Source organism: Bradyrhizobium sp. (genome assembly GCF_049519115.1).
GTDB lineage: Bacteria > Pseudomonadota > Alphaproteobacteria > Rhizobiales > Xanthobacteraceae > Bradyrhizobium.
This window is the reverse complement of the sequence record NZ_JBEKRB010000005.1, coordinates 51,425-75,029: the sequence shown is the minus strand read 5'-3', so window position 1 is coordinate 75,029 and position 23,605 is coordinate 51,425. Positions and strand designations below refer to the sequence as shown.

The window sequence follows — 23,605 nt, the reverse complement described above, 5'->3', positions numbered from 1 at the left end:
AGCCCATGCTCTATGCCATACTTTGCTATCACGATGAGGATTTGGTCGGCTCCTGGAGTAAGGAACAGGACGCCGCCGTCATGTCGAAACTCTCGGTGGTCCAGGACAGGCTGAAAAAGGAGGGCCGGCTCGGCCCGGTCGCGCGGCTGTTGCCGACCACCGCGGCGACGACGCTGCGCAAGGACGATCCGCCGCTGGTGCTGGACGGTCCCTATGCTGAAACCAAGGAGCAATTGCTCGGCTTCTATATCATCGACTGCGAGAATCTCGACGCCGCGGTCGACGTCGCGCGCGAGCTCGGCGCGGCCAATCCCGGCGGGGCCTATGAGATTCGCCCCGTCGGTCTGTTCGAGGCTGGAGGAAACGCAAAATGACCGACACCGCCTGGATCGATGCGGCCCTGACTTCGGCGCGTCCCCAGGCTGTCGGTGCCTTGCTGCGCTATTTTCGCAATCTCGATACCGCGGAAGAAGCATTCCAGAACGCCTGTCTGCGTGCCTTGAAGAGCTGGCCGCAAAACGGTCCGCCGCGCGATGCGGCGGCGTGGCTGATCATGGTCGGTCGCAACGCCGCCATCGACGAGGTGCGCCGGTCCCATAAGCAGGAGGCGTTACCCGACGACGCCGTTATTTCTGATCTGGATGATGCCGAGGAAGAGCTTGCCGATCGGCTCGACGGTTCGCATTACCGCGACGACATCCTGCGGCTATTGTTCATCTGCTGCCATCCGGATCTGCCGGCGACGCAGCAGATTGCGCTGGCGCTTCGCATCGTCTCTGGTCTGTCCGTGAAGCAAATCGCGCGAGCCTTCCTGGTCTCGGAGCCGGCGATGGAGCAGCGCATCACCCGCGCCAAGGCTAAGGTCGCCAATGCCGGGGTGCCGTTCGAGACGCCGGGCGCGGTCGAGCGCTCAGAACGGCTCGCCGCCGTCGCCGCGATGATCTATTTGATCTTCAACGAGGGCTATTCGGCCAGCGGCGAAACGTTCGAAATCCGCAAACCGTTGTGCGAGGAGGCGATCCGGCTGGCGCGGCTGTTGCTCCGGTTGTTCCAGAGCGAGCCGGAGATCATGGGTCTTGCGGCATTGTTGCTGTTGCAGCATGCACGCGCGGCGGCGCGGTTCGATGCCAACGGTGAACTGATATTGCTCGACGATCAGGACCGCACGCTGTGGAATCAGAAACTGATTGCCGAAGGTGCGGCGTTGATCGACAAGGCGATGCGGCATCACCGCTCTGGCCCGTATCAGGTGCAGGCGGCGATCGCGGCATTGCATTCCCGTGCGGAGAAGCCCGAAGACACCGACTGGGCGCAGATCGATCTTCTCTACGGCGCGCTCGAAGTCATGCAGCCGTCGCCGGTGGTCACACTCAACCGTGCGGTCGCGGTATCCAAGGTGCGCGGGCCCGAGGCCGCCTTGCAGATGATCGAGCCGCTCGCCGAACGGCTGTCGAATTACTTTCATTATTTCGGCGTGCGCGGCGCCTTCCTGATGCAGCTCGGCCGCAACGAAGAAGCACGCGTGGCGTTCGATCACGCCATCGCGCTCGCCAACACATCGGCGGAAGCGGCTCACATCCGCATGCATCTGGATAGGTTGATCCACGACAGCCAGCCGCCCGGAGCCACGGCGACAAAAAAATAACCGGCACCTGTCGGTCCGCGTCTCCTGCGTTCGTCTTTAGGGCAGAGAGCTATCGAAGAGGGACGCGTGAGATGAACATGCAAACTATCCAAATCATGATCCTGTTGCTGGACAGCTTTATCAAGCTGGTGATGGTATGGAGCGGGCTCTGGTTACGCGACCGTAAATTGCGAACATTATTGCGACTATCGGGCCGGTTTGCCGGATAGACGTCAGGAAACGGAGGGGGAAGTTCCATGCTTGAGCTCATCACTATCGTTGCGATCGCGCTGGCAATCGCCATTGTGATCGTTCTGATCCTGGCTTCGACCAAGCCGGCCACGTTCAGTGTCCAGCGGTCGGCGGTAATGCAGGCGCCGGCGGAGGCGATTTTTCCGCTGATCAATAATTTTCATCAATGGGCGAAATGGTCGCCGTGGGAGAACAAGGATCCCGCGATGAAGCGCGACTATAGCGGTGCCGAAAGCGGCAAGGGGGCAGTCTGCGCATGGGACGGCAACAAGAATATCGGTTCCGGCCGCATGGAAATTCTCGATGCCTCATCGCCGTCAAGAATTACGATCAAGCTCGATTTCTTCAAGCCGTTCGAAGGTCACAATACCGCCGAGTTCACTTTCTTGCCCGAGCGCGAGGCTGCCGCAACCAACGTCATCTGGGTGATGCAGGGGCCGTCGTCTTTTATGTCGAAGGTGATGCAGGTCTTCATGGACCTCGACAAGATGATCGCCAGGGATTTCGAGGCCGGCCTCGCCAATCTGAAGACGTTGACCGAAAAATAGACCGACGAGACATTCACCAATCAAGGAGGACGTGTGATGCAGCTCAATCCCTATCTGTTCTACAACGACAATTGCGAAGCCGCCTTCAAGTTTTACGAAAAGGTGCTGGGCGGCAAAATCGAGATGATGCTGCGCGCTGAGGAGGCGCCCGCGGATATGAAGCCGGGGCCCGGCCGGGAGAAGCTGATCATGCATGCACGCATGTCGATCGGCAGCCACGTCTTGATGGCGTCGGATTCGCCACCGGAACATTTTAACAAGCCGCGGGGTTTCGCGGTCTCGCTGACGATCGCCGATACTGCCGAGGCCGAGCGCAAGTTCAACGCGCTGGCCGAAGGCGGCAGCCTCAACATGCCCTTCGGCAAGACCTTCTTCTCCAAGGGCTTCGGCATGTGCGTCGATCGGTTCGGCATCCCCTGGATGGTGAACTCTCCGCTGGAAGGGATGTAGCGCTTCCGGCGGGTCGCTCAGCGGCAGGTCGGATAGAATGCGGCAAGTTCGCGACCGCGCAACAGCAGCAGGTGCGAGGTCAATCCGCCGCGTTGCTTAATCCAGCTACGCACGCCTGACGGATAGGTTTGCAGAACCAACGCGGAGGCCTCGGGCTCGGCATACATCCGGCCGCGCCGGTCCTTCGACCGCGCGGCGTGAAACCCAAGCACGGCGCGTCTCGTCACGCAGATGCGCTCGCGCGGCACCATGCTCAGCACCAGCGTACAGGCGGAAAGACAGGGGCCATCGATGACGACGCGTTCGCCGGAAGCGCGAACCTTTTCGAACAGGTCGAGAAACGGGCCGACCTGTCCGCCCCGGCTTCCCAAAATCCGGACTTCGGCTTGCGCCGCCGGCGAGACAAGCGCGCACAACATCATCGCGACCGCGCAAATTCCGGCGAAAGATGTCCGCATGTTTCCAATCCTCTGCCGAGGCAGCTCTATCTCCGAGATCAGAAGCCTGATACGGAGGCAATTCGGAGGCAACTGCAAAACCTGCGCCAAGGTTCCGGCGCCCGCGACCGTATTCTTTGGAGATGCGACTGGAAGAGCGCCACACGATCCATTGCGTCTGGCACCGTGCGCGTTGGCAATCCGATTCAACCAACATCGTCTGCGCGCCCCGGCTGAGGCGCGCGTTCCCTCGCGATTGAACCCGGTTAGTCGATCATGTAGTCAGTTGATCAAGCGGTGCGGTTCTTGAGCGCGCCGACGATCGCGGTGAGGACAGCGCCTGCAACGCCGCCACCAGCCGCCTGGCCGATGATGGCGCCGATATCCGGCGTGGATGCAGAATTGGCCAGCAGCGGAATCAACATGCCGAGAAGCTGGCCGCCGGCGCCGCCGCCGATCGCTCCCGCGATGGTGTTTCCGATTGTTCCGAGATCGATGTTCTTGGCGGCGCCTGCGGCTACGTTTCTCCGACGGCGCCTGCGATGATCTGAATGATAAGGTTGATAAGCATACCCGACATGATGCGAAACTCCCCCGATCCGGTGTTCAGTTTCAGCATTGTCGACGGCGCCGGACCATCGCTGCGCCTTCCAACCTTAGGTGGTCGGGCCATGAAGGTCACGCTGCGCCAGCGAAGGAAATGGAAAAATAGCGAGGGGCTCTCGCAGAAGAGGCGGAGCGTTATCCGTTACGCCTGAAGCCGCGCAACGTCGGCAATCCGACGCCGGCCGCATCGAAGCCGCCATCGACGGCGAGAACCTGGCCGGTGATGTAGCTTGCCCGGTCGCTACACAGGAAAAATACCGCTTCCGCCAGTTCTTCCTCGAGCCCGTAGCGGTTGAGCGGAATCGCATCGTGATAATCGGCGCGGATTTCCGCGCTGTGAACGGCCTTCGCCATCGCGGTGTCGACCGGTCCAGGGGCGACGCCGTTGACGCGGATACCAAGCTCGGCGAGTTCGACCGCGAGCTGCTTGGTCAGGTGTGCAAGTCCAGCCTTGCTGGTGCCATAGGCCGAGCGCAACGTCGAAGCACGCAACCCCGAAATCGAGGTGATGTTGACGATGGCGCCGCCGCCATGATTGCGCATCAACGGCACCGCGGCCTTCACGCACAAAAACGGCCCGGTCAGGTTGACCGCGAGCACACGGTTCCAGTCGGCGTCGGATGTTTCCATCAAAGGGGCAAACACGGCGACCCCGGCGTTGTTGACCAGCGCGTCAAGTCTTCCGAAGTGATGTTCTAGTCGAGCGAAGGCCGCAGCAACCGCATTCGCGTCGGAGACGTCGCAGGTCACGGCCAGCGTGGCATCGCGCCGCGCCAGCGCCGTCACGCTTTTCTCCAGAAGTCCAGCCTCTATATCGAGAAGCGCCACGTGCCAGCCGTCGGCGAGGAAGCGTTTGGCTACCGCAAGTCCGATGCCGCGCGCGGCACCCGTGACCAAAGCGACTTTTTGCGAGGAGGCGGTCATGCCTATTTCATCCTGATTTTCCCGGCGTCGTCTCTAGCACGGAAGCCGGACCGCTGCTTTGTTTCGCCGGCGTATCGCCGGCATGGTACTCCGATGACTTCCGGTGTAAGCAGCCAGTGAATCTTGAAGCCGAGGAAACGACGGAATGACAGGTGAGGGCAGGTTTTCGAAAGCCGGGTTTGATCGCCTTCGCGGTGTAATGGCCGGCCATGTCGAGCGCGGCGATCTGCCGGGCCTGGTGATGCTGGTGAGCCGCCACGGCGAAGCCCAGGTCGATGCGATCGGGCGGCTCGCCTTCGAAGGCTCGTCGATGACGCGCGATACGATTTTCCGCATCACCTCGATGACCAAGCCGGTTACGGCTTTGGCCGCGATGGTGTTGGTCGAGGAGGGCCGGTTGCAGCTCGATGATCCCGTCGACCGATGGCTGCCGGAACTCGCCAACCGCAAGGTGCTGCTCACGATGGATGCGATGGTCCATCAAACCGTGCCGGCGCGGCGTCCGATCAGCTTGCGCGATCTGCTGACGTTCCGCTGCGGCTACGGCATCATTCCGATTTTTCCCGAACGTCATCCGATCCAGCGCGCCTATGCCGAAGCAGGCCTTGCGCCCGGGCCGGTATTTCCGTCCTTTCAACCGGACGAATTGATGCGGCGATATGGCAGCCTGCCGCTGGTGTTCCAGCCGGGCGAGCGATGGCTCTACAACGCAGGCAGCGAAATCCTCGGCGTGCTGATCGCACGGGTGGCCGGAACAACGTTCGGAGAATTCCTGAACGAACGCATTTTTATGCCGCTCGGAATGAAAGACACCGCGTTCTTTGCTCCCAAAGACAAGCATCATCGTTTCGCGACAGCCTATATGAACGATTCCGCCGCGCGACAGTTGAAGGTGTTCGATCCTCCGGTCACGGGCCGGTTTTCCAACCCGCCCGTATTCGAAAACGGCGCTGCGGGTCTGGTTTCCACTGCGGACGATTTCAACGCCTTCGCCCAGATGATGCTCAATGGTGGCAGCCTGGGAAGCGCGCGCGTGCTGTTGCCGGAATCCGTGGCGTTGATGACGACGAATCAGATTGTCGCGGACGAAAAGCGCGAGTCGCAATTATTCTTAGGCAGCACCAGGGGCTGGGGATTTGGCCTGTCCGTTTTTACCGGGGTCGATGATCCGGATGCCAAGCTTGGCCGGTTCGGCTGGGATGGCGGCTATGGAACATCCTGGTATTCGGATCCGCAGGCGCAACTCACCGGCATTCTACTGACCCAGCGGGTGATGGATTCTCCGAAACCGCCGCCGGTATTCACGGACTTCTGGACCACGCTCAACGAGGTTGCGGCGGATTGAGCTGCGAACGGCCGTTTCGCCCGATCACCATCGCGTCCAAAATAATTGCACCCGCCATGTCGGGATCGTCCGCGGCCAATCGTCTTATCGAAGAGCGCCGGCCTGGCCGGAGCCTTTCGAAGCAAAACGGGGAGTACGATGCGATTCATGATGCTGATGATTCCGCGGGGTTATGAGGCCGCGGCACCGGGCGCCACACCGCCGGCCGAGGCCGTCGCTGCGATGATGAAATACAACAATGAACTAAAGGAAGCCGGCGTCCTGATCACACTGGATGGCCTGCACCCGCCGTCGACGGGCGTTCGGGTCTCGTTTGAAAGCGGCAAGCCGGTCGTGACCGACGGCCCCTTCACTGAATCGAAGGAAGTGATCGGCGGCTACTGGATGATCGACGTGAAGTCGCGCGACGAGGCGATCGCCTGGGCCAAACGTTGCCCGGCCGCCAACAACGAAACCATCGAGATCCGTCAGGTCTTCGAAATGGCGGACTTCCCGTCTGACGTTCAGAAGGCGGCGGCGGGGTTCACCGAAATGCAGGCCAGGCGCTGAACCGTTCTACCAGCCAACGACCAACCAGGAGAAATCGGATGAGCACGAATGATACTTATCTCGCTGTCTTCCTTGGCAGCAAAAACAGCACGAAATGGGCGCACTGGAATGCGCTTTCAGAACCCGAGCGCAAAGCAAGAGAGGTCCGCGGTATCGCGGCCTGGAAGGCATGGGTCGAAAAGCACCAAGCCGCGCTTGTCGCCATTGGCGGGCCGCTGGGCAAGACCAAGAAAGTCGATGCGCACGGTATTGCCGACGTCAGCAATGCAATGGGCGCCTTCACGGTGGTTCGCGCCGCTTCGCATGAGGCGGCCGCGAAGATGTTCGAAGATCATCCGCACTTCTCGATCTTTCCGGGGGAGTCGGTCGAGATCATGCCGGTTCTTCCGATCCCCGGCGGCTAGGCCCTGCTGGTAACCGCGTTTCTGGTTGGAAGTCCGTGAGCAGCCCTGGCGGCCGCATACGGACTTCTAATCGGCGCCGGCTTCATGTAAAAGCCTTTAACATGAGCTGGCGCAAGGAACAGGGTCGCACCGAACGCGGCTATCACCACGGCAATCTGAAAGAGGCGCTGTTGCAGGCAGCCCTCGATCTGATCGCCAAGAAAGGCGCGGCTGGCTTCACCTTTGCCGATGCCGCGCGCATTGCCGGCGTCAGCCCGGCCGCTCCCTACCGGCATTTTCGCGACCGTGACGAGTTGCTGTCGAACATCGCGCAGCGTGGTTTCGAACAGTTCGAGTCCGCATTGTCGGAAGCCTGGGATGATGGACGGCCCGATACGGTCTCGGCGTTCGAGCGGGTCGGCAAGGCCTATCTCGCCTTCGCGCGCGAGAAGCCGGCGTTTTATTCCGCGATGTTTGAATCCGGTCTGGCGGCCGATATCAGCGCCGGCTTGCACGCTGCTGCAGAGCGCGCCTTTGCTGTGATCCGTGCGGCGGCCGAGCGGCTTGCTGCGCTGGCGCCGCAAGGCTCACCGCGGCCGCCGGCCTTGATGATGGCGCTGCATATCTGGTCGATGTCGCACGGCGTGGCGTCCTTGTTTGCGCGTGGCGACGCGGCACGGCGCAAGTTGCCGATGTCGGCGGAGGAGCTTCTGGAAGCCGAAGTGCTGATTTACCTGCGCGGCCTCGGTTTTCTGGCCGACCGCAAGGCGGCGGCTTCCGATTCGGCCGATCCGAAGCCGTCGGGCCGGCCTTCCGGTCCCTGGGGCAGCCCAAAATAATTAATTGGGCCGGCTTGTGCCCAGCTTGACAAAAATCCGGAAGGGTTTACGTATGTAAATGTTATTTACATTCACAACGGCATATTGCCGTGATGGAGAGAGGCAGATGGCCTACACCGCAGATGTCAATCGATGGCGCGGCCCCACCGAAGAGTATGACCACCCCCGCATGCTGCATTCGCCCTGGCATCCCGGTTGGATTGCCGTGACGATCCTCGGCTTCCTCATCTGGTGGCCGATCGGTCTTGGCCTTCTCTTTTTCACACTCGGGAGCAGAAAAATGGGTTGCTGGAGTCATCAAGATCGCTGGTCGAACAAGATGGAGCGGATGCAGTACAAAATGGAGCGGATGCGCAATCGCATGGAGCGCCACGGCTTTCCCTTCGGGTCGCCATCGAGCGGCAACCGCGCCTTCGACGACTACCGCATGGAGACGTTGCGGCGGCTTGAGGACGAGCAGAAGGAATTCCGCGAATTCCTCGATCGGTTGCGCCACGCCAAGGACAAGGAAGAGTTCGATCTCTTCATGGCGCAACACCGCACCCGTCCGGCACAGCCGTCCGACGATCACCCGCAAAGCTGAGATCGGAACCAGGCCTTAAAGCGTACGCCCCTACGACCTTTTGGCCTTCGAGCCGCCCGTCTGCCCAAAGCAGGCGGGCGGTTTGCGTTTCAGCCCGTAAGACAGCGGTTTGCAGGCGGTTTTAAGCCCTTGGGCGGGCGGTATTTCCCCTGACCAAAATCCCCTTTGGTAACCAGACGTTAACCACGATTGTCGTCTGGTGAGAGGCGAAAGGACGCGCGGAAAGCCCTTGTTTTGACACGTTGGCAGGGGAAGCCAGCCCCGGCTTTGGACGGGCCTCCCATGTGACACATCACGGCTTTTCGCGCCGGTGTTGATCGCCCGCGTTTTTTGCGCGGCCGTAGGACCGATCGCCATCCTTAAGCAGGCGGCGATCGAAAGATTGGGTCACTAGCGTCCCGGTTCTGACATTCGTACCCCGTCGCGGCGGGTTCGTTTGCGAATGTCGGAACCAAAGGGACACTGGCAGATGTGGGTTTCTAGTGGAGTTTTGGATTTGACATTCGCATTGCGAAGCTGCGGCTACAGGGTAGCGAATGTCGAATCCACTCCACTCGCGTTGAGAGGACATCGCTTATGAATCCGGCCGACGTGGCACAGTCCGCCTTGCCGTTGCCATCCGCTGACGTCTCGCTGATTGCCCTGTTCTTTCAGGCTCACTGGATCGTGAAATGCGTCATGCTGGGGCTGTTGTCCTGCTCGGTCTGGGTTTGGGCGATCGCGATCGACAAGATCATTCTCTATTCGCGCACCCGCCGGGCGATGGATCGTTTCGAACAGGCATTCTGGTCAGGCCAATCGATCGAGGAACTCTACCGCACGCTGGCGGCCAAACCGACGCAATCGATGGCGGCCTGTTTTGTGGCCGCGATGCGCGAGTGGAAACGCTCGTTTGAAAGCCAGGCGCGATCGTTTGCCGGTCTTCAGATGCGGATCGAAAAGGTCATGAATGTCTCGATCGCGCGTGAAATCGAACGGCTGGAACGCCGGCTCCTGGTGCTGGCCACCGTCGGCTCTGCGGGACCGTTTGTCGGCTTGTTCGGCACCGTCTGGGGCATCATGTCGAGCTTCCAGTCGATCGCCGCTTCAAAGAACACCTCGCTGGCGGTGGTCGCCCCAGGCATTGCGGAAGCGCTTTTTGCCACGGCCATCGGCCTTATCGCCGCCATCCCGGCGACGATTTTCTACAACAAGTTTACTTCCGAGGTGAACCGGCAGGCCCAGCGGCTGGAAGGGTTCGCGGACGAGTTCTCCGCCATCCTGTCACGCCAGATTGACGAGCGTGGGTGAAGATCGATGCCGAGATTGATGAGTCTTGAGCCTAATGTGAGCACCGAAACATGGCGATGAACATGGCTCGTTCGTCGGGCGGCGGCGGGCGCCGTGGCGGCCGCCGTGCCGCCGTGATGGCGGAGATCAACGTCACGCCGATGGTCGACGTGATGCTCGTGCTGTTGATCATCTTCATGGTGGCAGCCCCGCTGATGACCTCGAACATCGACATCGATCTGCCGATCGCTAGCGGCGGCAGATCGATCTCGTCAAACTCGCCCCCGCTGACGTTGTCGGTCAAACGCACCAACGGCAGCTGCAACTCGAATGTCGAGCTTTATCTTGGGGATGCGCCGGTTGCGGCCGCCGATTTGTTGCCTAAAATCAAGGCTATCCGCGAGACGCGGTCGGAGGCGGAAAGCGTGGTTTACCTGCGTGGCGACAAGGATGTCTGCTACACGGATATGATGAAATTGCTTGGGCAGATCCGGACCGCCGGATTCAAGGCTAATATTGTCATCATTCCCGAGCAGGGTTCCTGACAAATGCCGGTCGAACGCGAAACGACCTCGGGATCGAAACGGAAGGCCTGACTTGAAGGTCAAAGTCGACAAGACACTGGCGGCGTCGATTGTCCTGCACGTCCTCGTGATCGGGTGGGGACTGGTTTCGTTTTCGACCAGAGCCTTTGTCATGCCGGAAGAGGATTCGATCCCGGTCGATATGATCTCCGCTGACCAGCTTGCAAAGGTCACGGCCGGCATGAAATCGGGCAAGAAAGAAAATCCCAAGCCGCTGGTCGAAAAGGTCGCGGAAGCCAAGCCCATCGATGATGCGATGGGCAAGATCACCGAGAAGGCGCCGGTCGTTACCGACACAACACCCCCGCCGCCGCCGCCGCCCAAACCGGTCGAAAAGCCCGTCGAGAAGAAACCGGATCCACCGAAGCCGGTGGCCGAGGAAAAACCGAAGGAAGAGCAGAAGCCGGTCGAGAAAAAGCCGGACGCGCCCGATCCGATTGCGGAAGCCTTGAAGAAAGAGGAGAAGAAGCCGCCGCCGAAACCTCAGGTCCAGGCCGCGACGCCTCCGCCGCAACCGCCGAAGCCGAAGGAGCGTACCTTCGATCAGAGCAAGATCGCAGCGCTCCTCGACAAGCGCGATCCGTCGCACCAGGCCGCGACCGGAGATACGCTCAATTCCAACGCGGCGTTAGGCACCTCGAAGGGCAAAGCCGACGCCATCGTCGCAACCTGGAAAGGCGCATTCGCCGCAGCCGTCAGACGCTGTTTCAATTTTCCCTATAATGGCATGAACGCAGATCAATTCGAGGTCGATATCGACATCCAGATGCAGCCCGATGGAAAAGTCGCCTCGCAGCCTGTGGTCGTCGGCGTGCGTGGACCGTCGAAGTCGATCGCCGATGCGCTGGGTGAAAGCGCGCGGCGGGCCGTCGAACAATGTCAGCCTTACGCTCTGCCCAAGGATCAGTACCAGACCTGGAAGTACATTCCGATGACCTTCGGATTGAAGGACATGCTGTGAATGAGAGCACGAAGGCAGTATTCGCGATGAATAAGGTTCGATTTTTAACACGCCGCCGCTTCATGACGGTGACCGGTTCGACGCTCGCGGCACTCGGCGCCGGCCCGGCCTTTGCGCAGCGGCTGCGCATCGACCCCAACGAATTTCAGCCGTTGCCGATCGCCATTCCGAACTTCGTGGCCGGCACGCCGTCCGACGGCGAGGTCGGTGTCGGGGTGACTCAGGTCATCACCAATAACCTCAAGCGCAGCGGGTTGTTCGCGCCGATCGATCAAGCGGCTTACCTCGAAAAGATCGTCAACATCGACGTGCAGCCACAATTCAACAACTGGAAGAGCATCAACGCCCAGGCCTTGGTGACCGGCCGCATGACGCGGCAGGGGGACGGACGGCTGAAGGCCGAATTCCGCCTTTGGGATGTCGCGACCGGCCAGCAACTGACAGGCCAGCAATATTTCACGTCCCCGGAATCCTGGCGGCGCATCGCCCACATCATTTCCGATCAGATCTACGAGCGTCTGACCGGTGAAAAGGGGTATTTCGACAGTCGCGTGGTATTTGTCGACGAGAGCGGCGCCAAGGAGCGGCGCGTCAAGCGGCTGGCGCTGATGGACCAGGACGGCGCCAATGTCCGTTATCTGACCCCCGGCAAGGACCTCGTCCTGACGCCGCGCTTTTCGCCCTCGACGCAGGAAATCACCTATATGGAGTTCGGCCAGGGCGACCCGCGCGTCTATCTCCTCAATATCGAAACCGGGCAGCGTGAGATCGTCGGCAATTTTCCGGGCATGAGTTTTTCGCCGCGGTTTTCGCCGGACGGTCAGCGCGTGATCATGAGCTTGCAGCAGGGCGGCAATTCAAACCTGTTTGTGATGGACCTGCGGTCGAAATCGACCACGCGCCTCACCGATACGCCGGCGATCGATACCTCACCGTCCTACGCGCCCGACGGCGGTCAGATCTGTTTCGAGTCCGACCGTGGTGGAAAGCCGCAGATTTATGTGATGCCCGCGGCCGGCGGCCAGGCCCAGCGAATCTCTTTCGGCGACGGCAGTTACTCGACGCCCGTGTGGTCGCCGCGGGGTGACTACATCGCATTCACCAAGCAGGGCGGAGGGCAGTTCTCGATCGGCATCATGAAGCCCGATGGATCAGGCGAACGGCTTCTCACCTCCGGCTTCCACAACGAAGGGCCGACCTTTGCGCCGAACGGGCGGGTCGTGATGTTTTTCCGCGACCCCGGCGGCAATGGCGGGCCATCCTTGTTCACGGTGGATATTTCCGGCCGCAACGAACTGCGCGTGCCCACGCCGGGATTTGCCTCCGATCCCGCCTGGTCGCCGCTGCTGTCCTGATGGTTAACGCGGGAATTACCGGGACGGCGGGCAGGGCGATCGGCAAACCTTGCCTAGCCTGCTGATTCAGTGAGCAGATTCCTGCCGGCGGGGTAAAAAACAACGCCCCGGTAACGATATTCCCTCAGAAAGACTTCATCCGCGGCAGGTAAGACTTCGCGGGCAAAACCACGTCCGCGGTCCGCGCCCCAGCATGCAGTTGTTCGACCAGAAAAAGCGAAGCAATCGAGAGGAGCTGCCGCCGTCGATTTATGCGGCGCTCGTCGATTCGCTGTTTCAGAATTTCGTCCCGACATTGGCCGGCACGTTTTGTACGACCATTGTCGCGGTCATGACGGCGCTGAAGACCGGCAATCACATGGTCTGGCCGTGCGCGATCTGGATCTCGATCGTCGGCGTCGCGCGCGCCATGCAGATGCGCAGCTACGAACTCGAGCGGCGTGTTTCCCCGCTCACTCCGGAGCGCGCTCCGTGGTGGGAGAACAGTTACAAGAATCTGGCGGACCTTTACGCCAGTTCGCTCGGCCTGTGGTGCTTCGTGGTGGTGCTCGGCAGCGACGACGCCGTCGCTCACATGCTGTGCGCCTCCGTCACCATCGGGTACACGGCCGCGAGCGCCGGGCGCAACTATGCCCGTCCGTGGATCATTCAGCGTCACATCGTGTTTTCCTGTGCGCCGCTGGCGCTGGCGCTGATCCTGCACGGCGACGCTTATTACAGCGGGCTCGGGCTGCTGCTGGCATTGTTCTTCGTCGGATTGAAGTACATCAACCTCAGCCTCAATGCCATTTTTGTCGATGCGCTGACCTCCAGCATGAGGGAAGCGGCTCTGGCCACGCGGTTCGACACCGCGTTGAACAACATGCCGCATGGCCTGTGCATGTTCACCAGCGACGGCTATCTGGCGGTCATGAACCACCGCTTCAGCGAAATGATGAAGCTGCCGCCTGATCTGGCGCATTTGCGCCCCAGTGCTTCCGGTATTCTCTCGGCCTGCGTCGATGCCGGCTCGCTCTCGGAAGCGAGCGGAAAAATGATCCTCGCCGAAATTGAAAATCCGCAGGCGAAGGGCATCATCACCACCGATCCCGACGTGGCGCGAGGCCGCTCGTTGTCTTGGGCGTTCCAGCCGATGGCCGATGGGGGCGCCGTCGTCCTCCTGGAAGACGTCACCGAACGGCGCAACGCCGAGGCCAGGATCACGCATCTGGCGCGTTATGACGAACTGACGGGATTGCCGAACCGGGTCAATTTCCGGGACGAGATCGAGCATCTTTTGGCGATCCCGTACGGTATCGACCAAATGTCGGCGTTGTTGTTCATCGACCTCGACCAGTTCAAGCAAGTCAACGACACGCTCGGCCATCCCTGCGGCGATCAGCTGTTGTGCGCGGTTGCCGATCGGCTGCGCGCGATGTTGCGCCCTGAGGATTTCGTGGCGCGGTTCGGCGGCGACGAGTTCGTTGTGTTCCAGCAGAACATCAGGTCGCCGGACGAGGCCGCAGCACTCGCCCGCCGTATCGTCGATCACCTGAGCGAGCGCTACAAGATCGACAATCACCTGGTCGAGATCGGAGCCAGCATCGGCATTGCGATGACCTCAGGCGTCAGCGCCGATACGCTTTTGAAGAACGCGGACATGGCGCTCTACCGCGCCAAGGCGGACGGCCGCGGCACCTTCTGTTTCTTCCGCGAAGAAATGGCGCAAATCGTCGAAGCGCGCCGTATCCTCGAACTCGATCTGCGCCGGGCGCTGGCCAACGAGGAGTTCGAACTATTTTATCAGCCGCTCGTCAATCTGCAGAGTGGCAAGATATCGACCTGCGAGGCGTTGCTGCGGTGGAATCATCCGCTTCGCGGCACGGTCTCGCCGATCGACATCATTCCGGTCGCCGAAGACATGGGCATGATCGTCGATCTCGGTCGCTGGATCCTGCGCAAGGCGTGCCTGGAATGCATGCAATGGCCCGAGGCGGTCAGTGTCGCGGTCAATTTCTCGCCACAGCAGTTTCATCAGCGCGATCTCTTGAGCGAGGTTCGCTACGCGCTCGACGTTTCCGGCTTGCCGCCGCAGCGCCTTGAAATCGAAATCACCGAGTCTTCCCTGCTGCGCAATACCCAGCATACTCACGAGCTGCTTGCACAGTTGCGCGAACTCGGCGTGCGCATTTCGCTCGACGATTTCGGCACCGGCTATTCGAGCCTCAGCTATCTGCACAATTTCCCGCTGCAGAAGGTCAAGATCGACCGTTCGTTCCTGGAAGGCATCGACACCGATCGTCCGTTGCGGCTGTTGCGCGGTGTGGCGCGGCTGAGCGCCGATCTCGGTATGTCGGTCGTGGTCGAGGGCATCGAGACCAACGAGCAGCTCGAACTCGTCAATGCCGATGGCACCGTCAGCGAGGCCCAGGGCTATCTTTTCAGCCGGCCGGTGCCGGCGGTGCGGGTGCGCCAGCTCTTGAATGCATCCCACGGCCGGCGGCCCGACGAAGAACCTTTCCCCTCCCGCTCGACGGCCTGACCCCTCACGGCCGGGCGCCCGAGGCCTGGTCCCCGCGGCTTAACCCCCGATTTCCACTGGATTTATTCCCGCTTGCCGAAAACTTTTCTTTGCTCCGAGGTTAACCCTAACGGGCCGATTCGTTTGCACTTGCGGTAAGAAACAATTAACCTTCGGTTGTACGTGGCTAGTTGGCCGCGGCAAGGAGGCCCGATTGAGTTTAGTGCAAGAAACCAGAAGTGGGCCCTCCCAGCCAAAGAACGATCTGCTCGATCAAGTCGAATACCGGCTCGTAGAAACGGAAGTTGAAAAGGAAGAAATCTACAACTTACGATATCGGGCCTATCTGAACGAAGGAGCCATCGAAGCGCGGGCCGATCAACGCCTGAGCGATCGTTTCGACGATCTGCCGAATTCCTGGATTTTCGGCATTTACCTCGGTGGCGAGTTGACCAGTTCGGTTCGTATCAGCGTCGCGACACCCGAGCGCAGCGACACGCCGGCGGTCGATGCCTTTCCGGACCTGCTCGAGCCCGAATTGGCCAAGGGCAAGGTTATCGTCGACCCCAATCGCTTCGTCGCCGACCCCGTTCGCAGAACCAAATATCCGCAGCTTCCCTACATCACGCTGCGGCTGGCCTATGTTGCATGCGAGCATTTCCACGCCGATATCGGCACCGCGACCGTCCGCAAGGAGCATCAGGCATTTTACCGTCGGGTGTTCCTGCACCAGCCTTTGTGCCTGCCGCGTCCATACCCGACGCTGACGAAGCCGCTTTGCCTGATGGCTGTCGACTATCCGAAACTGCGCGAGAAGGTTTTCCAGCGTTATCCGCTATTCCGCTCGACCGAGATGGAGCGGCAGATCTTGTTCGAACGTCAGGGCGATCGCTTGTCCCAGCTGGTCGATCTGCCGCAGTTCCCGCTCGGACAGGCATCCATCGCGCCGAACCGCTGAAGCGGCGTTCCGGACGCGGCTGCCGGCAAGGCCAAGCCGGCTCCCCTATAATCCGCGCTTTTCCGATTCGGATAAGACTATCCCCAACCATCTGAGCGGCCCAAGTTCCAGGGTTTTGCGGGGTAAAACCTGCCGATCACCTTGAAAAACCGATATATTTGGGTGACTGGCCTTGCCTTCACCCTCGTGCCACATTTACAACCCATTAACCATGCCGGTTCCTTTTCGCCGACTGGGGGCATTTGAACGGGTTCGGCAACATCCCATCAAGGTTGACGGAACGTTCGCTTAACTATCGCCCTGTAGACCGGACAGAAGTCGAAAACGTGAGCGTGGAGGCTCCCGAATGAAACACCCTATGCGTATCCTCCAGGGTTTGAAGCTCGCTGCCGCGCTTGCGGTCGCGCTGTCGATGGGCGCCTGTGCGAAGAACCCGCTGACCGACGGAGCGATGGCCAGTGCGGCGACGCCGGGCAGCCAGCAGGACTTCGTGGTCAATGTCGGCGATCGCGTCTTCTTTGAGAGCGACCAGACCGAACTGTCGCCGCAGGCGATCGCGACCCTGGAGAAGCAGGCACAGTGGCTGCAAACCTACAACCGCTACAGCTTCACGATTGAAGGTCACGCCGACGAACGCGGCACCCGCGAGTACAACATTGCGCTCGGCGCCCGGCGCGCCCAGTCGGTGCGCACGTTCCTCGCCTCGCGTGGCATCGATGCTTCGCGGATGCGGACCATCTCCTACGGCAAGGAACGTCCCGTCGCGGTTTGCAACGACATCTCCTGCTGGTCGCAAAATCGACGCGCGGTCACGGTGCTGAACGCCAGTTCCTGAGACGGTCGAACTTTAACGAGCAATTTCACCGGCGCCTCGAGGGCGCCGGTTCTCGTTTGGAAGATCGTGTAATACGGGCGCCATTTGTCTCAGTCACATTTTTGGCGTAGTCCCTGCCTCAAGCTGATCCGTCTTCGCGCTCACGCCGGTTCCGTCCGCAAGGCCAAAATGTCGTCCAGATTACATAAAGTTACCCGTGCCGCGGCTTTGGCTGCGGTGGTCGTTTTGTGCCCGCTCGCGTCGCATTCCACGGCGCTGGCGCAATCCGACGACGTCGATCCGGAGGTGCGGATCCAGCAGCTCGAAAGCCAGTTGCGGCAGCTCACCGGGCAGAACGAGGAATTGCAATATCGCAACCGGCAGTTGGAAGAGCGCCTGAAGATGCTTCAGGGCACTGCCCAGGCAGGTCCTCAAGGAGCACCCCCGGGCCAGCCCGGCACTCCCTCACCCAATACGGCCGCGCTGCCGCCCGTTCAGCTTGCGCCCGTCTATCAGCAGCCGCCTGGAGGCTATCAGCCGCAGGTCGCCGCTCCCGCGCCCATCGTTCAGGAGCCCACGGGCGTGCCGCCGACGGGCCGCCGGCGTGGCGATGCCTTTGACCCCAACCAGAATCCCAACGCGCCTGGCGCGCCACGGGCGCTCGGCGGCGGCCAACTGCCGGTGCCCGCCGAGCCGCCTGATTTCGCTAATAGCGGCGGGGCCCCTGCTGGGGCGCTGCCACCCCCGCCGCCGCGTAACACCAACGCCACCGGCGCGCTCACCACCTTGCCGCCTTCGGCAACGCCCAGGGACGAGTTCGATCTCGGCGTCGGCTATATCCAGCGCAAGGATTACGCGCTGGCGGAAGAAACCATGCGCAACTTTCAACGGAAATATCCCAGCGATCCGCTGACGCCGGAGGCGCATTTCTGGCTGGGCGAGAGCTTTTTCCAGCGCCAACAATATCGCGAAGCGGCCGAAGCCTTTCTGGCGGTGACGACCAAATTCGATCGGTCGACGAAAGCCCCTGATGCCCTGCTGCGGCTCGGCCAGTCACTCGCTGCTTTGAAGGAAAAGGAAGCAGCCTGCGCCGCATTCGGCGAGGTGACGCGGAAATATCCGCACGCCGCCGGTAGCATCAAGCAGGCCGTCGACCGCGAGCAGAAGCGGGTAAAGTGCTAGTGGCGTGCTAGCTTGCGGCACATGGGCTAAGGTCGCGTAAAAGCCTTCCCACCAGCGGGCTATGTCATGCCTGAGGACGACAAATCCCCGATCTCGGTGCAGCAGGCAAAAGGCCTGTTTGCGGACTGGAAGCATGCGAACGGGCTTGTCCTTGCCGTTTCGGGGGGCCCGGATTCGGTCGCCCTGATGTGGCTCGCGGCGCGTTGGCGGAAAGCGCTTTCGCGCGGTCCTCATCTCCTGGCGGTGACGGTCGATCACGGCCTCAGGCCTGAGTCCGCGCGTGAAGCGCGTGACGTCAAGCGGCTGGCGCGCGCGCTTGATGTGCCCCATCGCACGATGCGCTGGAGCGGCGAAAAACCGAAATCGGGCTTGCCGGCCGCAGCCAGGACGGCACGTTATCGCTTGCTTGCCGGTGCCGCGCGCCAGAGTGGCGCCAGCCATATCTTCACTGCCCATACCCGCGACGATCAGGCCGAAACGATATTGATGCGGCTCGTTCGCGGCAGCGGCATCAGCGGTCTCGCGGCAATGGCGCGCGAGAGCGAGCGGGAAGGGGTGTTCATTGCCCGGCCGTTTCTGAACATTTCGAAATCGCGGCTGATCGCGACGCTGGCAAAAGCCAACATCGGCTATGCCGACGACCCGACCAACCGCGACATCAGCTTTACCCGGCCGCGGATCCGTTCCGTCATCGAGGGGCTGGCCGCGGAGGGCGGCGATGTGCGCAACCTGGCGAGGCTGGCCTCGCGGCTGGCGCGGGCCAATGCGGCGATCGAAGTTTTGGTCGATGGGGCCGCGCGCTATCTGGCGCTTCGGGATCGCGAGGCCCAATCGCCTGCGACATCCGGCGCCCAATCCCCAACTACCGCCTTCGAGGCTGCGGCTTTCGCCCGCATGCCGGAGGAGATCCGGTTGCGGCTCTTGCTGCGTGCGATCGACCGGGCCGGCCATGAGGGGCCGGCGGAACTTGGCAAGGTAGAAGCCCTGCTTGCGGTTTTCGACCAGGCGCTGCGAATGGCCACCGAAAAGTGTCAAGCGCGGCTGAAACAGACCCTCGCCGGGGCCGTCGTCAGCCTCAACGGAGGGCGAATCGTCATCGGACCGGCTCCTCCGCGCCGCAGTCGGGGCAGTTGAAACGGGGCTTGAGACGAACTGCCGTGTTTTGCGCCTCTTAACCACCCCCGAAATGACCTCATTTTCGGGTAACGATTTGAACCGTAATAGTATCGGGATAGGCTAAATAGTCCCATGCGGTTCCCTTGGCAGCGACCACCTTGGCACCTAGATTGTAACGCGCAGTCGCCTTAAGGGATTCCCTGGCGCTCACCCAAGGACCAAGGCCGCGATCCGCGCGACCACGAAGGAAAATCGATGAACGCCAATCTGCGCAATTTCGCTCTGTGGGTCATTATTGTCCTGCTGTTGTTGGCCTTGTTCACGCTCTTCCAGAATCCTGGTCAGCGCGCTTCCTCTCAAGACATCTCCTTCTCCCAGCTTCTGACCGAGGTCGACGCCAATCATGTGCGCGACGTCGTGATCCAGGGGCCGGAGATTCACGGCACCTTCACCAATGGCTCGAGCTTCCAGACCTATGCGCCGAACGATCCGACGCTGGTGTCGCGCCTGTATAACGGCAAGGTTTCGATCACCGCGAAGCCGCCGGGTGACAACGTGCCGTGGTTCGTCTCGCTGCTGGTGTCGTGGCTGCCTTTCATTGCACTGATCGGCGTGTGGATTTTCCTGTCGCGGCAGATGCAGGGCGGCGCCGGCAAGGCGATGGGCTTTGGCAAGTCGCGCGCCAAGATGCTGACCGAAGCGCATGGCCGCGTGACGTTCGAGGATGTCGCCGGCGTTGACGAGGCCAAGCAGGACCTGCAGGAGATCGTCGAATTCCTGCGCGATCCCGGCAAGTATCAGCGGCTCGGCGGGCGGATTCCGCGCGGCGTGCTTTTGGTCGGCCCTCCCGGCACCGGCAAGACGCTGATCGCGCGCGCCGTCGCCGGCGAAGCCAACGTTCCCTTCTTCACCATTTCCGGTTCGGACTTCGTCGAGATGTTCGTCGGCGTCGGCGCAAGCCGCGTCCGCGACATGTTCGAACAGGCCAAGAAGAATGCGCCGTGCATCATCTTCATCGACGAAATCGACGCCGTCGGCCGGCATCGCGGTGCGGGCCTCGGCGGCGGCAATGACGAGCGCGAGCAGACGCTGAACCAGTTGCTGGTTGAGATGGACGGCTTTGAAGCCAACGAGGGCGTGATCCTCATTGCAGCCACCAACCGTCCCGACGTGCTCGACCCGGCGCTGCTGCGGCCCGGCCGCTTCGACCGTCAGGTCGTGGTGCCCAATCCCGACGTCGTCGGCCGCGAGCAGATACTCAAGGTTCACGTCCGCAAGGTGCCGCTGGCGCCCGATATCAACCTCAAGACCATCGCGCGCGGCACGCCCGGTTTTTCCGGCGCCGACCTGATGAACCTCGTCAACGAAGCGGCGTTGACCGCCGCGCGGCGCAACAAGCGCATGGTGACGCAGGCCGAGTTCGAAGAGGCCAAGGACAAGGTCATGATGGGCGCCGAGCGCAAGTCGCTGGTCATGACCGAGGAAGAGAAGATGCTGACCGCCTATCACGAAGGCGGCCATGCCATCGTCGGCCTCAACGTGATTGCCACCGACCCGATCCACAAGGCGACGATCATTCCGCGCGGCCGCGCGCTCGGCATGGTGATGCAGCTGCCGGAGCGCGACAAGCTGTCGATGTCGCTGGAGCAGATGACCTCGCGGCTCGCCATCATGATGGGCGGCCGGGTCGCCGAAGAACTGGTGTTCGGCCGTGAGAAGGTGACCTCGGGTGCTTCTTCCGATATCGAGCAGGCGACGCGGCTGGCTCGAATGATGGTGACCCGCTGGGGTCTGTCCCAAGAACTCGGCACCGTGTCCTATGGCGAGAACCAGGACGAGGTGTTCTTGGGCATGTCGGTGTCGCGCACCCAGAATGCGTCGGAAGCCACCGTTCAGAAGATCGATAGCGAGATCAAGCGCCTGGTTGAAGAAGGCTATCAGCAGGCGACCAAGATTCTGACCGAGAAGCGCGCCGATCTGGAAGCTCTCGCCAAGGGTCTTCTGGAATACGAAACGCTCACCGGCGATGAGATCATGGATCTCTTGAAGGGCAAGAAGCCGAACCGCGAGTCGGTGCTCGAGCCGACAACCCCGCGCGCTTCCGCCGTGCCGCCCGCCGGCAAGCCGCGTCCGCGTCCCGATCCGGATCCCGGACTGGAGCCGCAGCCGCAGGCCTAAGTCACTCGCGACCGTCGCTGTGGTCTTCGATAAGTTGCGCAGAAGCTCGGCATCAAGCCGGGCTTTTGCATTTTTGTCGACGGTGCGCCGTCAGCCTATGGCGCCGTCGTCGGCCCATTGCCCGCCGGCGTCCCGATCAAAGCCGAGCCAGAACCATCTCTCGACATGGTGCACCTGTTCGCCAAGCAGTCGAAGGGGCTTGCCGCAAAGCTACGTCGTTACCGCGGAACCATCGCGCCTGACGGCATGATCTGGGTTTCGTGGCCGAAAAAATCCTCAGGGGTTGCCAGCGATCTGACGGATATTGTCGTGCGCGACACCGCGCTTCCGCTGGGCCTCGTCGACACCAAGGTGTGCGCCATCGACGATACGTGGTCCGGCCTGAAGTTCGTGATTCCGAAAGACCAGCGATAACCGCGCTTGAGTTCTTAGAGGGACAGGATGACGCAGGGCTAGTTCCTTGGCGCGGGACTTGCTTTAATTAACCTGTCATCTTCGCTGCCGCGTACAGGAGCTGCCGATGTCAGGTAACACGAGCGCCTCTCCCGTCATCGCCGTGCCCAACGCCAACGCCAGGCTCTACAATCACGACCTCGCGCCGATTGCACCCGCGGGACGCACCTGGGGCGTCTTCAGCATCTTCGCGATGTGGATGTCGGATGTGCATTCGGTCGGCGGCTATACCTTTGCGGCGAGCCTTTTCTTCCTCGGCCTGACCGGGTGGGAGGTGCTGCTGGCGATGGTGGTCGGCATTACCATCGTCTATTTTCTGATGAACCTGATCGGACGTCCGTCATTGAAGTACGGCACGCCATTTCCCGTCGTGGCGCGGATGGCGTTCGGCGTGATGGGCGCCAACATTGCCGCCGGCTTGCGTGGCATCGTCGGCATCGTCTGGTACGGCGTGCAGACCTATTTTGCTTCCAAGGCCGTCCAGGCGCTGGTGTTGACGTTCTACCCGAGCGCGGAAGCGTGGACGCATTCCGGCTTTGCAGGCCTCACAGCACTGGGCTGGGCCAGCTTCCTGTTCATGTGGCTGTTCCAGCTTCTGATCTTTCTCAACGGCATGGAGACGATCCGCAAGTTCATCGATTTCTGCGGACCCGTGGTCTACATCGTGATGTTCGCGCTCGCGATCTGGATCGTGACGCAAACCGGTGCTTCCAGCCTGTCGCTGCAGCTCAGCCCGCGGGCCGAGGGATCCGCGATCGGCCATATGGCGAATGCAACCATGTTGATCGTTGCCTACTTCGCCGCGTTGCTGCTCAACTTCGGCGACTTCTCTCGCTTCGCCAAAGACGAACGGTCGATGAAGGTGGGTAATTTCCTCGGCCTTCCCGTCAACTTCATCGTCTTTGCGATCATCACGGTGATCGTCACCGCGGGCACCGTCAAGGTATTCGGCGAAGCGATCATGGATCCCGTCGCCATTGTCGAACGCATCGGCAATCCGATCGTGGTCGCGATCGGCTCGATCACCTTTATCGTGGCGACCATGGGCATCAACATTGTCGCCAACTTCGTGTCGCCAGCCTACGACATCTCCAACCTCTATCCCGGCAAGATCGATTTCCGCCGCGGCGGACTGATCACCTCGATTCTCTCGGTCATGGTGTGTCCGTGGATTTTCGTCTCGAGCCCGCAGGCGATCACGATCTTCGTCAGCATCTTCGGTGCCGCATTGGGTCCGATGTTCGGAATTATGGTGGCCGACTATTATCTCGTGAAGCGCCAGCAGATCGTCCTCAACGATCTCTACACGATGTCGCCGAATGGCTCGCTGCATTTCGATGGCGGCTGGAACCGAATGGCGCTGCTGGCGCTTGCCGGCTCGGCCTTCATCGCGATCGGGCTGTCGCTCGCCGGCGCCTATGGCCTGATGACGAACCTCGGGGACTGGGGCTGGCTGATCGGTGCGGCCCTCGGCGCCTTGTTCTACATGGCGCTGATGCGCGGCCGCGAGGCACCAGTGGAGCGGATCTTGCATTCGCGATCCACCTAGCCGCGAGTTCGTCAGGCGAATGCAAAATCCAAGACTCCACTAGAACATCCATTTGCCAGTGGTCCTTGGATCCTAACATTCGCAAAAGTGGCCGCTGAGAAGGGGTGCGAATGTTAGGATCGGACCACTGCCGCCATCGCGGGCCG

At 61.3% G+C, this 23,605-nt stretch carries 24 protein-coding genes and 1 pseudogene; 22 read left to right on the top strand and 3 right to left on the bottom strand.

The window, feature by feature from the left end; genetic code table 11:
- The first annotated feature begins 5 nt into the window (after positions 1–5).
- The 5 genes from ABSE61_RS06325 to ABSE61_RS06305 all read left to right on the top strand — a co-directional run bounded on the left by ABSE61_RS06325 (position 6) and on the right by ABSE61_RS06305 (position 2,874).
- Positions 6–374, top strand: a complete 369-nt coding sequence (locus tag ABSE61_RS06325; protein ID WP_423870230.1) for a YciI family protein — start codon at positions 6–8, stop codon at positions 372–374.
- Complete coding sequence (locus tag ABSE61_RS06320; RefSeq protein ID WP_423870229.1) at positions 371–1,645, top strand: RNA polymerase sigma factor; 1,275 nt, start codon at positions 371–373, stop codon at positions 1,643–1,645. Before ABSE61_RS06325 ends, ABSE61_RS06320 begins: the two co-directional genes overlap by 4 nt.
- 77 nt (positions 1,646–1,722) lie before the next feature.
- Positions 1,723–1,854: a hypothetical protein gene (locus ABSE61_RS06315; RefSeq protein WP_423870228.1), complete on the top strand. Its 132-nt coding sequence runs from the start codon at positions 1,723–1,725 to the stop codon at positions 1,852–1,854.
- Between the two features lie 27 nt (positions 1,855–1,881).
- Positions 1,882–2,424: an SRPBCC family protein gene (locus tag ABSE61_RS06310; protein WP_423870227.1), complete on the top strand. Its 543-nt coding sequence runs from the start codon at positions 1,882–1,884 to the stop codon at positions 2,422–2,424.
- A gap of 36 nt (positions 2,425–2,460) precedes the next feature.
- Positions 2,461–2,874 carry a VOC family protein gene (locus ABSE61_RS06305; RefSeq protein WP_423870226.1) on the top strand — a complete coding sequence of 138 codons (414 nt, stop codon included), beginning with the start codon at positions 2,461–2,463 and terminating at the stop codon, positions 2,872–2,874.
- A gap of 17 nt (positions 2,875–2,891) precedes the next feature.
- Here the strand turns inward: ABSE61_RS06305 and ABSE61_RS06300 are convergent, their stop codons facing one another.
- From ABSE61_RS06300 to ABSE61_RS06290, 3 genes and pseudogenes are all read right to left on the bottom strand, one after another.
- Positions 2,892–3,296 (bottom strand): hypothetical protein, encoded by a 405-nt coding sequence (locus ABSE61_RS06300; protein ID WP_423870312.1) that lies wholly within the window; start codon positions 3,294–3,296, stop codon positions 2,892–2,894.
- Between the two features lie 305 nt (positions 3,297–3,601).
- A pseudogene (locus ABSE61_RS06295) lies at positions 3,602–3,891 on the bottom strand (hypothetical protein).
- 161 nt (positions 3,892–4,052) lie between these two features.
- Positions 4,053–4,841: an SDR family NAD(P)-dependent oxidoreductase gene (locus ABSE61_RS06290; RefSeq protein WP_423870225.1), complete on the bottom strand. Its 789-nt coding sequence runs from the start codon at positions 4,839–4,841 to the stop codon at positions 4,053–4,055.
- A gap of 145 nt (positions 4,842–4,986) precedes the next feature.
- On the opposite strand from ABSE61_RS06290, the gene ABSE61_RS06285 reads away from it, so the two are divergent.
- From ABSE61_RS06285 to ABSE61_RS06205, 17 genes are all read left to right on the top strand, one after another.
- Positions 4,987–6,186, top strand: a complete 1,200-nt coding sequence (locus ABSE61_RS06285; RefSeq protein WP_423870224.1) for a serine hydrolase domain-containing protein — start codon at positions 4,987–4,989, stop codon at positions 6,184–6,186.
- Positions 6,187–6,324: 138 nt separating this feature from the next.
- Positions 6,325–6,735 (top strand): YciI family protein, encoded by a 411-nt coding sequence (locus ABSE61_RS06280; RefSeq protein WP_423870223.1) that lies wholly within the window; start codon positions 6,325–6,327, stop codon positions 6,733–6,735.
- Positions 6,736–6,773: 38 nt separating this feature from the next.
- A complete protein-coding gene (locus tag ABSE61_RS06275; protein WP_423870222.1) occupies positions 6,774–7,139 on the top strand; it encodes a hypothetical protein in 366 nt (121 codons plus the stop codon).
- A 101-nt stretch (positions 7,140–7,240) separates the two neighbouring features.
- Entirely contained in the window at positions 7,241–7,957 is a 717-nt protein-coding gene (locus ABSE61_RS06270; RefSeq protein WP_423870221.1) for a TetR/AcrR family transcriptional regulator, read from the top strand.
- Positions 7,958–8,063: 106 nt separating this feature from the next.
- Positions 8,064–8,540, top strand: a complete 477-nt coding sequence (locus ABSE61_RS06265) for a DUF2852 domain-containing protein (RefSeq protein WP_423870220.1) — start codon at positions 8,064–8,066, stop codon at positions 8,538–8,540.
- A 576-nt stretch (positions 8,541–9,116) separates the two neighbouring features.
- Positions 9,117–9,830: a protein TolQ gene (gene tolQ / locus ABSE61_RS06260; protein WP_423870219.1), complete on the top strand. Its 714-nt coding sequence runs from the start codon at positions 9,117–9,119 to the stop codon at positions 9,828–9,830.
- A gap of 50 nt (positions 9,831–9,880) precedes the next feature.
- Positions 9,881–10,354 carry a biopolymer transporter ExbD gene (locus tag ABSE61_RS06255; protein WP_423870218.1) on the top strand — a complete coding sequence of 158 codons (474 nt, stop codon included), beginning with the start codon at positions 9,881–9,883 and terminating at the stop codon, positions 10,352–10,354.
- A 52-nt stretch (positions 10,355–10,406) separates the two neighbouring features.
- Positions 10,407–11,354, top strand: coding sequence for a cell envelope integrity TolA family protein (locus ABSE61_RS06250; RefSeq protein WP_423870217.1), 948 nt, complete (start codon positions 10,407–10,409; stop codon positions 11,352–11,354).
- Positions 11,355–11,416: 62 nt separating this feature from the next.
- Complete coding sequence (tolB, locus tag ABSE61_RS06245; RefSeq protein WP_423870311.1) at positions 11,417–12,709, top strand: Tol-Pal system beta propeller repeat protein TolB; 1,293 nt, start codon at positions 11,417–11,419, stop codon at positions 12,707–12,709.
- Positions 12,710–12,902: 193 nt separating this feature from the next.
- Positions 12,903–15,230 (top strand): putative bifunctional diguanylate cyclase/phosphodiesterase, encoded by a 2,328-nt coding sequence (locus ABSE61_RS06240; protein ID WP_423870216.1) that lies wholly within the window; start codon positions 12,903–12,905, stop codon positions 15,228–15,230.
- 193 nt (positions 15,231–15,423) lie between these two features.
- A complete protein-coding gene (locus ABSE61_RS06235) occupies positions 15,424–16,167 on the top strand; it encodes an N-acyl amino acid synthase FeeM domain-containing protein (RefSeq protein ID WP_423870215.1) in 744 nt (247 codons plus the stop codon).
- Between the two features lie 346 nt (positions 16,168–16,513).
- Complete coding sequence (gene pal, locus ABSE61_RS06230; protein ID WP_423870214.1) at positions 16,514–17,002, top strand: peptidoglycan-associated lipoprotein Pal; 489 nt, start codon at positions 16,514–16,516, stop codon at positions 17,000–17,002.
- Between the two features lie 168 nt (positions 17,003–17,170).
- On the top strand, positions 17,171–18,163 hold the full coding sequence (ybgF, locus tag ABSE61_RS06225; protein ID WP_423870213.1) for a tol-pal system protein YbgF: 993 nt from the start codon (positions 17,171–17,173) through the stop codon (positions 18,161–18,163).
- A 66-nt stretch (positions 18,164–18,229) separates the two neighbouring features.
- Positions 18,230–19,297 carry a tRNA lysidine(34) synthetase TilS gene (gene tilS / locus ABSE61_RS06220; RefSeq protein ID WP_423870212.1) on the top strand — a complete coding sequence of 356 codons (1,068 nt, stop codon included), beginning with the start codon at positions 18,230–18,232 and terminating at the stop codon, positions 19,295–19,297.
- 237 nt (positions 19,298–19,534) lie between these two features.
- A complete protein-coding gene (ftsH, locus tag ABSE61_RS06215) occupies positions 19,535–21,457 on the top strand; it encodes an ATP-dependent zinc metalloprotease FtsH (protein WP_423870211.1) in 1,923 nt (640 codons plus the stop codon).
- Positions 21,458–21,622: 165 nt separating this feature from the next.
- Positions 21,623–21,871, top strand: coding sequence for a hypothetical protein (locus ABSE61_RS06210; protein WP_423870210.1), 249 nt, complete (start codon positions 21,623–21,625; stop codon positions 21,869–21,871).
- A gap of 106 nt (positions 21,872–21,977) precedes the next feature.
- A complete protein-coding gene (locus ABSE61_RS06205; protein ID WP_423870209.1) occupies positions 21,978–23,459 on the top strand; it encodes an NCS1 family nucleobase:cation symporter-1 in 1,482 nt (493 codons plus the stop codon).
- The last annotated feature ends 146 nt before the right edge of the window (positions 23,460–23,605 follow it).